Annotated in this window: 13 protein-coding genes; 9 read left to right on the top strand and 4 right to left on the bottom strand. The window is 52.5% G+C overall.

Annotation, left to right across the window (positions count from 1 at the left end; genetic code table 11):
• Positions 1-38: 38 nt before the first annotated feature.
• Positions 39-473, bottom strand: coding sequence for a DoxX family protein (locus tag EYB31_RS05790; protein ID WP_131012336.1), 435 nt, complete (start codon positions 471-473; stop codon positions 39-41).
• Positions 474-724: 251 nt separating this feature from the next.
• On the opposite strand from EYB31_RS05790, the gene EYB31_RS05785 reads away from it, so the two are divergent.
• Genes EYB31_RS05785 through EYB31_RS05775 form a run of 3 tightly spaced genes read left to right on the top strand, consistent with a single transcriptional unit; the run spans position 725 to position 3,345 of the window.
• Positions 725-1,744: a methionine ABC transporter ATP-binding protein gene (locus EYB31_RS05785; RefSeq protein WP_131012496.1), complete on the top strand. Its 1,020-nt coding sequence runs from the start codon at positions 725-727 to the stop codon at positions 1,742-1,744.
• The gene (locus EYB31_RS05780) at positions 1,734-2,399 is read left to right on the top strand and encodes a methionine ABC transporter permease (protein ID WP_131012335.1); all 666 of its coding nucleotides are present in this window, start codon (positions 1,734-1,736) and stop codon (positions 2,397-2,399) included. Before EYB31_RS05785 ends, EYB31_RS05780 begins: the two co-directional genes overlap by 11 nt.
• A 52-nt stretch (positions 2,400-2,451) precedes the next feature.
• Positions 2,452-3,345: a MetQ/NlpA family ABC transporter substrate-binding protein gene (locus EYB31_RS05775; RefSeq protein ID WP_131012334.1), complete on the top strand. Its 894-nt coding sequence runs from the start codon at positions 2,452-2,454 to the stop codon at positions 3,343-3,345.
• Between the two features lie 74 nt (positions 3,346-3,419).
• On the opposite strand, the gene EYB31_RS05770 is transcribed toward EYB31_RS05775, so the two are convergent.
• The 3 genes from EYB31_RS05770 to EYB31_RS05760 all read right to left on the bottom strand — a co-directional run bounded on the left by EYB31_RS05770 (position 3,420) and on the right by EYB31_RS05760 (position 4,619).
• Positions 3,420-3,722, bottom strand: coding sequence for a type II toxin-antitoxin system RelE/ParE family toxin (locus EYB31_RS05770; RefSeq protein ID WP_131012333.1), 303 nt, complete (start codon positions 3,720-3,722; stop codon positions 3,420-3,422).
• Positions 3,709-3,981: a type II toxin-antitoxin system Phd/YefM family antitoxin gene (locus EYB31_RS05765; protein ID WP_131012332.1), complete on the bottom strand. Its 273-nt coding sequence runs from the start codon at positions 3,979-3,981 to the stop codon at positions 3,709-3,711. Before EYB31_RS05765 ends, EYB31_RS05770 begins: the two co-directional genes overlap by 14 nt.
• A gap of 248 nt (positions 3,982-4,229) precedes the next feature.
• Complete coding sequence (locus tag EYB31_RS05760) at positions 4,230-4,619, bottom strand: hypothetical protein (RefSeq protein ID WP_131012331.1); 390 nt, start codon at positions 4,617-4,619, stop codon at positions 4,230-4,232.
• Here EYB31_RS05760 and EYB31_RS05755 point away from each other — a divergent pair.
• The 6 genes from EYB31_RS05755 to EYB31_RS05730 all read left to right on the top strand — a co-directional run bounded on the left by EYB31_RS05755 (position 4,597) and on the right by EYB31_RS05730 (position 15,194).
• Positions 4,597-5,037 (top strand): hypothetical protein, encoded by a 441-nt coding sequence (locus EYB31_RS05755; protein WP_131012330.1) that lies wholly within the window; start codon positions 4,597-4,599, stop codon positions 5,035-5,037. The genes EYB31_RS05760 and EYB31_RS05755 overlap by 23 nt on opposite strands.
• Positions 5,038-5,332: 295 nt before the next feature.
• Complete coding sequence (locus EYB31_RS05750) at positions 5,333-7,066, top strand: glutamine--tRNA ligase/YqeY domain fusion protein (protein WP_131012329.1); 1,734 nt, start codon at positions 5,333-5,335, stop codon at positions 7,064-7,066.
• 508 nt (positions 7,067-7,574) lie between these two features.
• On the top strand, positions 7,575-8,975 hold the full coding sequence (gene ltrA, locus EYB31_RS05745) for a group II intron reverse transcriptase/maturase (RefSeq protein ID WP_131012328.1): 1,401 nt from the start codon (positions 7,575-7,577) through the stop codon (positions 8,973-8,975).
• Positions 8,976-9,274: 299 nt separating this feature from the next.
• Positions 9,275-11,566, top strand: a complete 2,292-nt coding sequence (locus EYB31_RS05740) for a helix-turn-helix domain-containing protein (RefSeq protein ID WP_131012327.1) — start codon at positions 9,275-9,277, stop codon at positions 11,564-11,566.
• A gap of 850 nt (positions 11,567-12,416) precedes the next feature.
• The gene (locus EYB31_RS05735) at positions 12,417-13,595 is read left to right on the top strand and encodes a M20 metallopeptidase family protein (RefSeq protein ID WP_240762097.1); all 1,179 of its coding nucleotides are present in this window, start codon (positions 12,417-12,419) and stop codon (positions 13,593-13,595) included.
• 12 nt (positions 13,596-13,607) lie between these two features.
• Entirely contained in the window at positions 13,608-15,194 is a 1,587-nt protein-coding gene (locus EYB31_RS05730) for an ABC transporter substrate-binding protein (protein WP_240762095.1), read from the top strand.
• The last annotated feature ends 163 nt before the right edge of the window (positions 15,195-15,357 follow it).

Genomic DNA, 15,357 nt, shown 5'->3' with positions numbered 1-15,357 from the left:
TGTCTCTCCGCGCGGAGCGCCTGGCGGCCTGCTTCGCGTCAGCCTGCAAGCAGTATGGCGGTGATAAATACCGCCTGCAGCAGCGTGCGGACAAGCAGCTTCGGAGTGCGTTTTCCGGCGATAGTAAGGCCTTTTTTGGCGGCGCGTATGTTGGCAGGGAACATGGCGATCAGCAATAGAATCAGGCAGACGGAGGACACGCGTGATGTGGCGGGCAGCAGGAGGCCGATCGCACCGGCTATTTCGAGCAGTCCGGTTAACGTGACAATCAGGTCCGGCCGCGGTAAAGACGGGGGCACCATGTTGATCAGATCGGGCCTCCGTTTTCCCCAGTGGGCGGAAGCGGTGAGCAGCAGCATGACGGCAGCGGCGGCTTGCAGCGAGGTATGCCATGAGTCCATGTAGCCGAGACCAAGCGATCCGGACAGACGAAAGACGATAAAAGCAAAGACAAGTGCATAAAGCGGGGCCATGATCGAACCTCCTTTAAAATAAGGTCTTGTAAAAAATAAGGCCTTGCAACACTATTATAAAAACCAACCATCGGTTTGTAAATATGTTTTTTGTTGACGATATCCGAGTTGGATGGTATGATTTTAAATGTTCGACATAATTCGACAGTTATTGATTATTGTTCAATTAAATGCGGCGATTTTCCAACCGGTTATTTTGCGCCTCCCGTAAGGGATTTGGCGCTGAAAGTTTTGGAGTGGAGGAATACGAGTTGATCCGCCTGGTAGATTTACACAAAGCCTATGAGACCAAACAAGGGACCGTCGTGGGTGTAGACCACGTCAGTCTTCATATACGCAAGGGAGAAATTTTCGGAATTGTCGGTTACAGCGGCGCGGGGAAAAGCTCGGTGCTCCGTTGTATCAATTTATTGGAAAAGCCAACCGCTGGCCAAGTGCTTGTGGATGGCGTCAATCTCACCACGCTGTCGAAAGAGGAGCTGCGGAAGGCCCGGCAAAAAATCGGGATGATTTTTCAGCATTTTCATCTCATCAGCAGCAAGACGGTATTTGAGAATGTCGCTTTTGCGCTGAAGGCCGCCGGCGTTCCGAAGTCATCGATCACCGGCAGAGTGACGGAGCTGCTGCAGCTTGTCGGATTGTCCGACAAGGCCGGCCAATATCCGGCCCAGCTCAGCGGCGGTCAGAAGCAGCGCGTCGGAATTGCTAGGGCGCTAGCGAATGATCCGCATGTGCTGCTCTGCGACGAGCCGACATCGGCGCTCGATCCGACGACAACGCAGTCGATTCTGGCTTTGCTGCGGCAGATCAACAAGGAGCTGGGATTAACGATCGTGCTGATTACGCACGAGATGGAAGTGGTTAAGGACCTTTGCCATCGCGTGGCGATTATGCAGCAAGGCAAGGTTATCGAGGAAGGCGAGGTATACGACGTATTCGCCAATCCCGTACAGCCGCTGACGAAGCAGTTTATCCATAACGCGCTGGAGTTTAAGCTGCCCCGCAAGCTGTGGGACAAGCTCGATCCTGCGGGCCAAGTGCTGAAGGTGCTGTTCCGCGACGATGCCGCAGAGCAAGGGATCATATCCAGACTGCTCAAGGAAAACGGCATTAGCGCCAACATCCTTCACGGTAAGATCGAATATATCGGGGATAAGCCGCTTGGCACTTTTATAATGGAAGTGAAGGGCACTCCCGAGGAGATCAAGCAGGCCGTGCAGTTCCTTATCCAGCAATCGTGCGGAGTGGAGGTGGTCACCGATGTCGATTGACGCAATAATCAAGCTGATGCCGGATATGCTTCAGGCATTTTACGAGACGATGTACATGGTCGGCATATCGCTGGTGATCGCGATTGTACTTGGCATTCCAATCGGCATCCTGCTGTTCGTCACCGATAAAGGGCTGTTTGTTGAAAACAAGACGCTGAATTCGGTGCTCGGATTGATCGCCAATATCGTCCGCTCGGTTCCGTTTCTGATCCTGCTTGTGCTGCTGCTGCCACTCACACAGTGGATGCTGGGCACGACAATTGGCCCTACGGCGGCATCGGTTCCGCTGTCCGTGGCGGCGATCCCGTTTTACGCGCGGCTTGTGGAATCGTCGCTGCGCGAGGTAAATAAAGGCGTCATCGAAGCGGCTGTGGCTGCGGGCGCCAAGCCGTGGCTCATTATTCGCGAGGTGCTGCTGCCCGAGGCGAAATCGGGCATTATATCCGGCCTGACCATTACGGCGATCAGCCTGCTTGGCTTCTCGGCTATGGCGGGGACGGTCGGCGGCGGCGGGATCGGCGATTTGGCGATCCGCTTCGGTTACTACCGCTATGACAACAACGTTTTGTTCACAACGGTTATCGTCCTTATCGTGCTTGTCCAGATCATCCAGTTTATGGGGGATTGGGCCGCGCGCAAGGTCGATAAGCGCTGAGATATATTTTACAGCTTGAGACACATCATAGGAAAAGGGAGTTTGGAGAGAAATGAAAAAAGCATTATCGTTAGTTGTCGTTTTTGCATTTGCCGTTATGCTGCTTGCAGCTTGCGGTGCGCCTAAAGCCGCCGACAATGCCGGCCAAGCGGCAAACAGCGGCGCCAGCAGTACCCCGGCTCCGGCCAAGGAAGATGCCAAAAAAGCGCTCAAAATCGGCGCAACCGCCGGTCCGTACAGCGATATGGTGACCAAAGCGATCAAACCGCTGATGGAGAAGAAGGGATATACGATCAGCATCGTCGAGTTTAACGACTATGTTCAGCCGAACAAAGCGCTTGCTTCGGGTTCGATCGACGCCAACCTGTTCCAGCATATTTTATACCTGAAACAATTCGCAGCCGACAATAAATTGGATTTGAAAGAAATTTTGAGCGTGCCTACGGCACCGATGGGCATTTACTCGAAAAAATTCAAATCCCTTGACGATATCGAAAAAGGCAGCACGATTACAGTAGCCAACGACCCTGCCAACTTGTCCCGCACGCTGCTGATGATGCAAAACTTCGGCCTGATCACGATTAAGAAAGACGCCAACCAAGCGACGATTTCCGAGAAAGACGTCGAAGGCAATCCGAAAGGTCTTGTCATTAAGCCAATTGAGGCGGCGCAATTGCCGCGTACCGTTGACAGCACGGCGCTTGCCGCCGTACCGGGCAACTTCGCGCTTGCCGCAGGTATGGACCTGACCAGCGCGATCAAGCTGGAAAATATGGCGGAAAACTACCGCAACGTGCTTGTCGTGAAAACAAGCGACATCGACAGCCAATTTGCCAAGGATCTGAAAGAAACGCTGCAGTCGAAAGACTTTGAAAAAATCATCGACGAGCAGTTCAAAGGTTTCTCCAAGCCGGAATGGATGAAAGCTGCGGCCGGTAAATCATAAAGTTGGTTCATGCGAACGACCTCCCACCCTGCTCTTTCCAGCAGGATTGGAGGTCGTTTTTGGATGGATCCATTTTATAGTAAAAATTCATACCGGCGTTTGCCATGCAATATTCGCCGAATTTGAACAACATTACCGATCACAACGTAAAATACAAGATAGCTGCGCACGACTAGTACACGGTAACCTTTTGCTCGAAGTAAGGGATTTTTTATCGACGGGTGCCGCATGGGCATCTGAGAAAGCAGCCCGATACTATTTACAAGCTCATCATATAGTGTAACATCATCGAACGAAGATTGTTGGTTGATATAGTCGACAATTTCCTGCAAGTCCCGCTTAGCAGAAGGGAAAATGAGAACTTTAGACTTTTCCATGAATTCCTGCTCTCAGCTTTTTGGCCACTTCCAGAAAGTCCTCTCCCTCAGAACCATTGGCAATTTCCGCTTCCGCATCGGATAATTTACTGAAAAGCTCAATGAGAGCTTGCTGCTGCTCGTAACTTTCAATACTCATCACGACCATGTCGCCTGAGCCGTTTTTGGTAATAAACACCGGTTCCCTCTCTCTATGACAAAACTCCGAAATCTCATTAGCGTTATTGCGCAAATCCGAAATAGGGCGAATCGTAGGCATATGGTTTCACTCCTTTGGTTAGCTCATGCATTTAAATTATAGCATAATTAAGGGTGAAAAATACACAGTATTAAGAGTGTATTTAGCTAATGCTCGGGCCGGCCGCTTTATATTTCCACAGTATTTCCGAGCTGAACAAGTGGGCTATTTCATCCCAGCTGATATTGATGAGCAAACGGCTTGCGCGCGTCAATGGCTACGCATACGGAACCGATTACATCCTGCTATCAAAAAGCAGCTTCATACGGTCATCTTCCTTTCGCTCGTCTAAAAATGTAAAGTCCGACGCATACGATCATGCCGATGACGATAAGATCGATCAGCAAAGCGAAAAACGAAAAATTCTGATGCGCGCTGCCGCCCGCGGCGTCGTTGTAGTCCCCGCCCCACGGATGGAGCATGGACCCTAGAAAGGTGCCCGCTGCAAAAGCGCCGATGGTAGGCCAGATGCTCCCGCCGGTTTTGCTGCCCTGATAAGCGGATGTGCTGCTGTTGTAGGCTTTTTGCGTGGTCGGGTTGCCTGTCGCTTCGCTTTTGGACGAATCGGCCGCTCCCGATACGTTGGACGAAACGCGCTGGTTGTCTGCGCTGTTCGTTGTCCTGTCTTTCGCTGGGGTGCTTGAAGCTGAACTGGGCACGCTTGGCACATTGGTTTTGTTCGAAGCGGCGCCGCTAAAGCCCGAACCTCCGCTTTGCGATGCGGCTGGAGCGGTGCTCGCGCCCGTACCGCCTGTCGAGCCGCTAGGGGGTTGCATGCCGTTTGCCCCGCCGCTGAAAATGCCGGGTGGCTGGGATGAAGAGTTGGTGCCGGACGACGAGCCAGAGCCCGGTGCGCCCGAAGACGATGACCCGGACGATGTGCCTGCTCCTGGCGTGCCGGAGCTGGTACTGCTCGACGGAGTGGAGAAGGACCCGGTCCGGGATGATGTAGATGGAGCATTCGTCGATGGCGGCGATGTTGACATCGACGGTTTGGATGGCGCCGTCGGTGCTGTAGGTTTGCTTGGCGCTGTGGAAGTAGGTGTGCTGGCTCTACCCGTCGCCGTGGCCGCATAAGCGGTCATTTGGCCTGTCAGAAGCATAACCGTCAGCATGGACGCCAACAGCTTTTTTTTCATAAAATTCACCTGCTATTTTCATAATTAATAGGAATATAGATCATCTTACAATAAACGAATTGGTCAACTCCACCAAACAAAGGGGATCGGACTGAGGGGAAACGGCAATTTAAGAGAGCTTTTGTCACACGATAGCCTTATAGTTTGACCAAAATTTGTGTATGATATATGTTAAGTACTATGAGAGGTAGTTCAACATATGAAAACGAATTTCACGGGGGAAGGGTTGGAGCATGGAAACGAAAGAAATCAAGCCGGCATCATCTAACAACTTTATTAAAACCATTATGACGGAAGATTTGCAGTCCGGCAAAGTGAAAACGGTGGTCACCCGATTTCCTCCGGAACCAAACGGTTATCTGCATATCGGCCATGCCAAGTCGATCAGTCTGAATTTCGAGCTGGCATCCGAATTTGGCGGCCGCACGAATTTGCGTTTTGACGATACGAATCCGGTGAAGGAAGATGTCGAGTTCGTTAACGCCATCAAGGAGGATGTGGAGTGGCTCGGGTTTAAGTGGGACGGGCTTTTTTTTGCATCCGATTATTTCGGTGAGATGTATAACCGTGCGCTGCTGCTAATTAACAAAGGCAAAGCTTATGTCGACGACCTGACCGCCGATCAAATCCGCGAAACAAGAGGCACGTTGACCAAACCAGGTGAGGAAAGTCCGTTTCGGAACCGTACGATTGAGGAAAATCTCGCATTGTTCGAACGGATGCGCGCAGGCGAGTTCGGCAACGGGGAGAAAGTGCTGCGGGCCAAGATCGATATGTCCTCGCCGAACATCAACATGCGCGACCCGGTCATTTATCGGATCATGCATACCCATCACCACAACACCGGAGATACATGGTGCATCTACCCGATGTATGCGTTCGCTCATCCGCTGGAGGACGCCATTGAAGGGGTAACGCATTCCATCTGTACGCTGGAGTTCGAGGACCAACGCCCGTTCTACGATTGGGTCGTACGGGAAAGCGAGATGCCTTCGGTGCCGCACCAATACGAGTTCAGCAAGCTGCGTCTGACCGACACGATGATGGGCAAACGTTACTTGAAGCTGATGGTGCAGGAAGGTATCGTTGACGGCTGGGACGATCCGCGTATGCCGACATTGTCGGGAGTACGCCGCCGGGGTTATACGCCGGAAGCGATCCGCGCGTTGTGCCGCGAAACCGGGGTGTCGAAAAATCAGGGCACCGTCGATTTCGGTTATTTGGAGCATTTTGTGCGTGAGGATCTGAAGCTGAAGGCGCCGCGGACGATGGCCGTGATCGATCCGCTTAAGGTTGTTATTACTAACTACCCTGAAGGGCAAGTAGAGCAGTTGGATGCGGAAAACAACAGCGAAAATCCAGAGATGGGTCACCGCCAAATTCCGTTCTCGCGGGAAATTTATATCGAACGCGAAGATTTCATGGAGACGCCGCCGCCGAAGTACCATCGTCTGTATCCGGGCAATGAAGTGCGGCTGAAGCATGCTTACTTCATCAAATGCGAGGAAGTCGTGAAGGATGAAGCAGGCAACGTGATCGAACTTCGCTGTACGTACGACCCGGAGACGAAGTCGGGATCGGGCTTTACTGGACGCAAGGTGAAGGGGACGATCCACTGGGTGGAGGCGACGCAAGCGGTGCCGACCGAGTTCCGCCTGTTCGAGCCGTTGTTCCCGGACAAGGCGCAAGACGAAGGAGCGGTTGAGGAGTCCGATGCCGCAGACGAAGCGGTGCAAGAAGAGACGGAAACGGCGGGAACCGTCGACCGCACATTCTTAAACAAGCTGAATCCGAACTCGCTGAAGGTGCTGAAGGGATTTGTGGAGCCAAACATGAAAGACGCGAAAGCACAAGACAAGTTCCAATTCTTCCGCCACGGGTACTTTAATGTGGATTCTAGATTTGCCGCCAAAGGCGAGCTGGTGTTTAACCGGATCGTATCGCTGAAAAGCTCGTTTGAACTATAAATATACGCGGATATGCGCGCGATTAGCGCTGCACAACGGGATTGGCTGGACCGGAAGGTCTTGGCCGGTCCCGTTTGTTTGTGCGCCCGGCATGGGCGATAACTAGGTGGTGAAAGTCCACTACAGGCTTGGCAGTAGGAACTGTTAGCTGAAGGCAAGGGTGTCGGTCGCGAGGCCGAATCTGAAGGAAGCCGGAGGCAAACCCTCGGTCTGACGAACAGAAATCACATATAAGGCATGGTGAGACGGACGAGCTTGCAAACCAAAGTAAAGTCCAATACTGCCCGAACCTCATCATGTAGATGTGGCGGATGGATGAGGGGAAAGTTATCGCTCTTACCCGGGGAGGTCTCACAGACGTGGAGTAGGGGAAAAAAAATCCGAAAGACGGAGTAAAGCTTGCTGTGAGAAGTCAGCAGACGCCATAGTACGCGAGCCGCGACAGCGGCGAGCGGAAGGGCTGAACAATCGTAAGTCTCGAGTACGGACTGAAAGGAGAGTCGATGCGATGAAAGCAGAATACCGAAAGGGCTGCCGGCAAAGGGATAGCGTGGAACGTGAAGAGTATGCAGGAGCGCGGAGCATCGAAACTCGGAAAGGAAGAGAAAGAGACGGTGCAATCGACCTGATGGAACGCATACTGGACAGAGATAATCTAAACCGAGCGTACAAGCAGGTCAAGCGCAACCATGGAGCGCCCGGAATCGATGGGATGACCGTCGAAGCGGTGCTGCCGTGGCTGCGGGAAAACAGAGACGAACTCCTGAAAAGTATCCGGGATGGAAAATACAAGCCCAGTCCGGTACGGCGCAAGGAAATCCCCAAACCAGATGGAAGCGGCGTGCGAAAGCTGGGCATCCCGACCGTAGTGGATCGGGTGATCCAGCAAGCGATCGCTCAGCAACTGCAACCGTTGTACGAACCGCTCTTCTCGGACGGAAGCTACGGCTACCGCCCGGGGCGAAGTGCGCAACAAGCGATCCGAAAAGTAAAATCGTATGCGGAGAAAGGATACGCCCATGCGGTCGAAATCGACCTTTCGAAATATTTTGACACGTTGAACCACGAGCTGCTGCTGAATCTCTTGCGCCAACAAATCCAGGATAAACGCGTCATCGACCTGATTAAGAAATATCTGAAAAGCGGAGTCGTGGAAAACGGAGTGCGCCGGGCAACGGAAGAAGGCTCGCCTCAGGGCGGACCGTTGTCTCCGCTTTTGGCCAACATCTATCTGAATGAATTCGACCAGGAGATGAAAAGCCGAGGCGTGACGATCATCCGCTATGCGGATGACATCGTGGTGCTGGCGAAGAGCAAGCGCGCAGCCATGCGGCTTCTGGAATCCAGTCGAACCTATTTGGAAAATCGGCTAAAACTCCAAATGAACACGCAGAAGAGCAAGGTAGTCAGTGTCGTGGCGCAGAAACACTTCAAATTTCTCGGATTCGCTTTGGGGAAGAACGGAAAGGGCGTATACGTACGCGTACATCGTCAATCCCTAGCCAAGGCAAAGAAGAAGCTGAAAGAGCTAACGAGTCGAAGTCAAGGCAGGAATGCACGGCAGGTCATGGAAAAGGTGAAATTCTACATTCGCGGCTGGATCGGCTATTTCTACATAGCCGACATGAAGCGAATCCTGCAAAGCTGGAACGAATGGTTGCGAAGACGAATGCGCATGTACATCTGGAAGCAGTGGAAGAAGCCGAGAACGAAGGTGCAGAACCTGCGGAAGCTGGGAGTACCGGAATGGCAGGCCTACCAATGGGGAAATACAAGGCTCGGGTACTGGCGTATAGCCGGTAGTGCGATACTGCATCGCTCTGTTACAAACGAAAAGCTCGCACAGGCAGGGTATTATGACTTCCCTGCCCAGTACGAGCGTCTCCGTCAATTGCACTCAAACGGTTGAACCGCCGTATACCGAACGGTACGTACGGTGGTGTGAGAGGTCGGCTACTCAACTAATGGGTGGCCTCCTACTCGATTTGCCGTGGATACGCAATAAATGTACCGTCAGAACGTACCGTAAATTTTTGCCGCTACCGTTTTTATGGAATCAAAAAATGGCGGTTCGGCGTGGCGGCACCCTTGGTGCTGCGGGCTTCTTGTACCGGCGGATAAGCGGGGAAGGCGGTAAATTATTGACAATTGAATCCGCCCTCATTTTTAATGATACAATAGGTTAAAAATGACGGGGAGGACATAACGTTGAGGTTGTTTGTCGGGCGGTATTTCATGAAGAACGTCCTTGTGTCCCTCGTCGCCGTGGTGGCTGCGGCTTTAATTATCAGCTTATCGAGTTTCCGGTTTGTAACCGGGGCTTTCGACCGCGACCATATCGGAGATCAGGTGAAAATAGCCGAGCTGATCACCACTCAATTGGACGGTGAGCTGGAAAGCGTCGTCAAAAGCGCTTCCAGCCTGCTTATGGATCAGGAAGTATTGCAGGCGATTTACGCTAAAGATATGGAACAGCAAAGCAGCAGTGTGCAGCAAATTCAGCACAAGCTGATCACGTATTCGAAAAACGTCAAAAACATATACAGCGCCGACTTGTATTTGCCCGTTTCGAACTTGCTTATATCGAGCACCAACGGGATTATAACGGCTTCGGCGATCTCGGATGAGACGGTCCGCTTGTACCAGACGGTGGAGGCGCTGCGCAAGCCGCTGTGGATGTATACGAAGCAGCAGTCCAGCGAAGACGTCATTTCCTTTTTTCAACCGCTGCCGGTACAGTCGAATTTTCCACAAGCGTATTTGGCGGTTCACATCCGGGAACGGGCGATAAATAATATCATTAAGGCCAGCAAGGCCGATATTCCGCATGAAGCGCTGGTCATCAGCGAATCGGGCAAAGTCATTTCCTCGGAAAATAAATCGATGCTTGGCAAATTTCTGGATTCCGACAAGCAGCGGATGCTTAAAGATATATTGGATGCGCCCAACCGTACCGGATATATCATGGAACGTTCCACCGACACGTTTACGGCGTTCAGCCGATCCTCTTCGACGGAATGGGTGACGGCGCTGCGCTTCCCAAGCCGCGATTTTTTTTCATATAAAGATGATATTTTCCGGTTCACTGCGTTTTTGCTGTTTACGGTGGCGGTGGTGGCGCTTGTTGTTCTGCCTCCCGGTTATTTTTATATGTACACGCCCGTTGTACGGTTAATTCGAGGCATCCGCCGTACGATCGGGCAAGATGAGCTTGCCGAGCACGGCAGGTTCCCGGACGAGTGGGAGCTGCTGAGGGAAGGCCACCGGCAAACGGAAGCCGAGCTTAGGCAACTGCAGGAGCGCAGCGGGAAGATGAGCGTCTCGGTCAAGGAATTGGCGCTGTTCCGGCTGCTGCACGGCTCTTACGCGCAGTCGGCGCCGGAGCATCTGGCCGCGTTCATTCAGGAGCAAGGGCTCGATGAGCGAAATAAGTATTGGACGCTGGTTGTTGAACCCGAACCCGAGATATCGGAATCGAATTTCAATCAGGACGAGCCGTCGCTGCAGTTATTTGCGATCTCCAACCTATGCGAAGAGATATTGCGGCAGAATCATCTCGACGGCTTTGTCCTGCCGTCGCTGGATATGAAGCATGTTATCGTTTTGTGCAGCGCACCGCTGCATGCGAGGGAACGCCAGCTGACCGGAGTGACGGTGCTGGTGGCGGAATCTGTGCAAAATGCGGTGGACAATTATTTGAAGTTATCCGTTTCCATAGGGATCGGTGATACTTACACCTTAAGGGAGGGCATTCACCACACGTACAGCCAATCCTGCGAATGCCTGCGCGAGCGGCTGGTGTTGGGATTGGGCCGGATTATTACAACGGGAGACATTAACCAGAAATTCATTTACACATACCCCTATGAGCTGGAAAGCTCCTTGCTTAAGGAATTGAAGATGAACAATCAGGAAGAATGTCTCGGCATCTTCGGCGAGATGTTCCGCCAAATGCTGGATGCCCGCGTCAACGCCCCTACAGTGATCAAGACGGCGTATGCGTTATATCTTTCCATCCTTCGCGTTGTGGATGAGGTGTCGGACGGCGCATCGCTTCAAGTGAAATGGGAGGTCGCATCCCCGCCCTGCTGGGATACGATGGAGGATCTGCTGCAGTGGTTCAGGGGCGAGTTTTTCCCCGAAGTGTTTAAAACGATGGATCTGATGAATGAAAATAAAGGGCGTCAGACGATCGAAGCGGTGAAAGAATATTTATACGAAACGGTTACGCAGACGCATTCATTAACTTCGGTTGCTGAGCAGTTCGGCCTCAATCCTTCGTATTTAAGCCGGTTGTTCAAGAAATTGAGCGGGCAAAGCTTCGTGCAGTTCACCGCCAATCTGAAAATAGAAAAAGCAAAACAGCTGCTGCTCACCACCCAACTGTCGGTATTCGAAATCGCCGAAGCGGTGGGGTATACGGAAAGAACATTCGGGCGCGTGTTCAAAAATGTGACCGGCACGACCCCCGCCAATTACCGGGTGCAGCATAAAAATTAACGCGCGGCAAAGTCTAAGGGGACTGCATCGGCAGTCTGGGACGGTCAACGGACCGTCCTTTTTGCTGCACGCGGGTTTCCTGACAAATCGGTTCCGGGGAGGGGAAGCATGGGAGGGAATTTTCCGGTGTCCGAGTGGAGTTTCGTTCTGAGTGAGATTGTCGAATCATTGTGCATCCTCCAACGGGGTAGAAGCCCATTCTAACGGACATCAGCGCAGCTATATAAACCCAATCTGAGGTTTGCTCAATGGGACGGACACCAGCGCTCTTATTCGGCCTACTATCGCGGTTTTTCCTGTTTTTTGGGTAAATAAAGGCTCTCCTGTCCGTCAAAGAAGCAAACCTCGATTTCTTGGCCAAATAGCGGCGCGCCTGTCCGTTAGCGTTGGAACGTGACGTTCGTACGCATAAGGCTAACCATAGCGACGAGGATGCCCGTTACAGACAGTTAGCCAAGACCAACTTTAATCTAGTTTAATCGCTTCATTTGCTGCCTTCAAGCATGTTATGTTTTCGGTTTACTATATGAACCCGATATGATTGCGCTAACGCAACCTATACGCGATTTGAATACCAGCCATTTATCGCTAATCCTGACAACATTGAGGCGCTGGCCCCGAATCCCGCTGCAACGGGCTGCACAGCCTTCCGTCATTTTTTTTCTGCCCGATTTTTCATGTGAAAAAAATGACGGTCGGACCGCTTGAAGCCTAAAGAAATGGCGGTTTTGTGCAATGATGCGGCGACGGCTGGGTAGCGGTAAATTATTGACAGTTGCCGCATGAAATGAACCATTTTAAGATGATTTCATCAACCGGTGATACACTTTATCAGCAGGGGGGCGTAAGTTTGGAAAGCCTTTTGTCAAAAGCCGGACGGCTGAAGGAGCAGCTGATCGAATGGCGGAGAGACCTTCATCGGCATCCGGAGCTCGGATTCGAAGAACATCGGACGAGCGCATTCGTCAAAGAGAGACTGCATGCAATGGGCATAAGCGAGATTCACACCATTGCCAAAACCGGTGTTGTAGCACTGATAAGAGGAAATGAGGATGGCCCGACGGTCATGCTGCGAGCCGATATGGACGCGCTGCCGATTCAGGATGAGAAAACCGCCGGTTACGCTTCGCAAGTTCCCGGCAAAGCCCATCTATGCGGCCACGACGCACATACGACGATGCTGCTTGGAGCCGCTGCGCTGCTAAAGGAGCGCGGTATTGCCCGCGGCAGCGTCAAGCTGATCTTCCAGCCGGCCGAAGAAGGTTTGGCGGGGGCGAAAGCGATGGTTGCGGACGGGGTGCTTGAGCAGCCCAAGGTCGATGCGGTTATCGGTCTGCACGTGTACCCAAGCCTGACGGTTGGCACAATTGGCATATGCCCCGGCGCCTGCACCGCTTTTTCGGACCGGTTCGATCTGGTCATCCACGGGAAAGGCGGTCATGCGGCTCATCCGCATCAAACGGTCGATGCTATCGCGGTGACCGCACAGGTCATTACCGCCCTACAGCACATCGCCAGCCGGATGACGGACCCGCTTTCGCCGATTGTCGTAACGATCGGTAAAATAACCGGAGGTTACACGCGCAACGTGATCGCCCCTTCCGTCACACTGGAGGCGACGGTGCGCACGTTGGACCGTGCGACGCAAGCCGCCGTTCCAGGCCTCGTCGAGAGGATCGTCAAAGGCGTATGCGATAGCTTTGGCGCCAGCTACAGCCTGAATTATTGGAACGGCTATCCTTCGGTCGTAAACGATGCGGCTTTAATCCCGTTGTTGGAGCAAACCGTCAGCGATGTGCTTGGAAGCACGCCGCTTCAGCTTAAGCCTTCGATGGGCGGGGAAGATTTTGCCTATTATGCGGAGCAGGTGCCAGGGCTGTTTTTTCGGCTTGGCGTGCGCAACGAAGAGAAAGGGTTCGTGCATCCGCTGCATCATCCGCTGTTCGATCTGGACGAGGAAGCGCTCCCGATCGGGTCGGCGATGCTGGCGCAAGGCGCTTTGAATTACTTGCAATCATATTTTAAATAAGGGGGAACTACATTGCTCCATACGAAAAATAAATTAGGACTGCGCAGCCTGCTGATGCTGATCTGCGCGATTGTCGTACTCGCCGGCTGCAGCGGCGGCAAACCTGCGGAAACGCCAAGTGCCTCGCCCGCCACCCCGGACAAGGCCGCCGACAAGGGCAGCCGGATACTGACGATTGGAATGCCAACGGATATGGTTTCGTTTGATATCCACAACCACAATACGATTTTGACCGAAGCGATCCACATCAATATGTTCAGCTACTTGTTTAAACGCAACTCCGATCTGGAGATTAAGCCGGATCTCGTGGACAGCTACAAGGTGGTCGACGATACGACATGGGAATTTAAGCTGAAAAAAGGCATTACCTTTCATAACGGCGATCCGTTAACGTCCGCCGACGTGAAGTATACGCTGGAACGGGTGGCTAAAGATAAAGCGCTTAAGGAAAACCCGAATTACAAGCAGATTAAAGAAGTGAAAATTATCGATGACGCTAACTTCCAAATATTGACCGACGGGCCGCAGCCCGCGCTGCTCAACCGCTTGTCCCGGATTGGTTCGGGCATACTACCCAAGGCCTATATCGAGAAAAACGGCTTCGACAACTTCCTTGCCAAACCGGTCGGCTCGGGGCCTTTCAAATTTGTCGAATGGGTGCGCGACGACCGCGTTGTGCTGGAAGCGTATGAGAACTATTTTGAAGGCCGGGTTAAAGATTGGGACCGTGTCGTATTCCGCAAAATTCCCGAAGACTCCAGCCGTGTCAACGAATTGCTGGCCGGGGGGGTGGACCTGATCGTCAACGTCCCGTCCAATATGGTCAATGTCGTTAATGCGCAGGATAAAACGCAGGCGATCAAAGCGACCTCCAACCGTGTCGGCTTGCTTGCGGTCCGCAATACGAAAGGGCTGCCGACGGCCGACCCGAAAGTGCGCGAAGCGATCGATCTGGCGATCAATAAAAAGGCGCTTGCCGATACGGTGCTTGGCGGTTATGCGACGCCGACCCGCACTCGCGTTACGCCGGGCAACTTCGGCGCCGATCCGTCACTGTTCAACACTTCCCTGTACGACCCGGAAAAAGCCAAGCAGCTTCTGAAGGAAGCAGGTTACGGCAGCGGCTTGACCATCACCTTGTCTTCGCCGACCGGAGTCTATACGAAGGATAAAGAAGTGTCCGAGATGATTCAGGCGATGCTGGGCGAAGTCGGCATCAAGGTGAACCTGGAGCTGATGGAACGGACGAAATTTACGGAAATGCGGGCTGCCGGCAAAAACAAAGAGTTGTTCCTGGCTTCCTACGGGAACTCGCTGTTCGATGCCGATACGGCGCTTGACGTATACCGCACGGAGAAGGCGAAAACGGAGCTTGATTACAGCAATAAAGAAGTCGACGATCTGCTGAAGGCGGCGCTGGTCAACATGAATCCGAAAGACCGGACGGCTCAATATCAGCGCATTCAAAAAATCGTCGCCGATGAGCGTCCGCATATCTACTTGTATTCGGAGCAGGGCTTGTACGGCGTTAAAAAGACGATCAACTTCAAGCCACGAACCGACGAGATGTTGTACGTGCCGGAAATTACGAAAAAATAAGCGGTTTCGGACATAACAAGCAAGAAAAGCTTCCGCTCGAAGAATTTTCAACGAAGCGCAATTGTGTCTTACGAGGAAGCTTTTCGTGCGGGCTGAAAGATTTCATTTTTCAAAATGGGCCGGGTTATCCTACCCGGTCCTTTTTGCACCCTAGAGACATCTT

The sequence above is a fragment of the Paenibacillus thalictri genome (assembly GCF_004307995.1).
In the GTDB taxonomy this organism is placed as follows: domain Bacteria; phylum Bacillota; class Bacilli; order Paenibacillales; family NBRC-103111; genus Paenibacillus_AF; species Paenibacillus_AF thalictri.
The sequence above is the reverse complement of the archived record's forward strand: the minus strand, read 5'-3'. Positions and strand labels throughout refer to the sequence as shown.

What these genes read in the sequence shown, in the direction of transcription:
- EYB31_RS05790 (WP_131012336.1), bottom strand. Translation starts at nt 473, where the DNA reads ATGGCCCCGCTTTATGCACTTGTCTTTGCTTTTATCGTCTTTCGTCTG.
- EYB31_RS05780 (WP_131012335.1), top strand. Translation starts at nt 1,734, where the DNA reads ATGTCGATTGACGCAATAATCAAGCTGATGCCGGATATGCTTCAGGCA.
- EYB31_RS05775 (WP_131012334.1), top strand. Translation starts at nt 2,452, where the DNA reads ATGAAAAAAGCATTATCGTTAGTTGTCGTTTTTGCATTTGCCGTTATG.
- EYB31_RS05770 (WP_131012333.1), bottom strand. Translation starts at nt 3,722, where the DNA reads ATGGAAAAGTCTAAAGTTCTCATTTTCCCTTCTGCTAAGCGGGACTTG.
- EYB31_RS05765 (WP_131012332.1), bottom strand. Translation starts at nt 3,981, where the DNA reads ATGCCTACGATTCGCCCTATTTCGGATTTGCGCAATAACGCTAATGAG.
- EYB31_RS05750 (WP_131012329.1), top strand. Translation starts at nt 5,333, where the DNA reads ATGGAAACGAAAGAAATCAAGCCGGCATCATCTAACAACTTTATTAAA.
- ltrA (WP_131012328.1), top strand. Translation starts at nt 7,575, where the DNA reads ATGAAAGCAGAATACCGAAAGGGCTGCCGGCAAAGGGATAGCGTGGAA.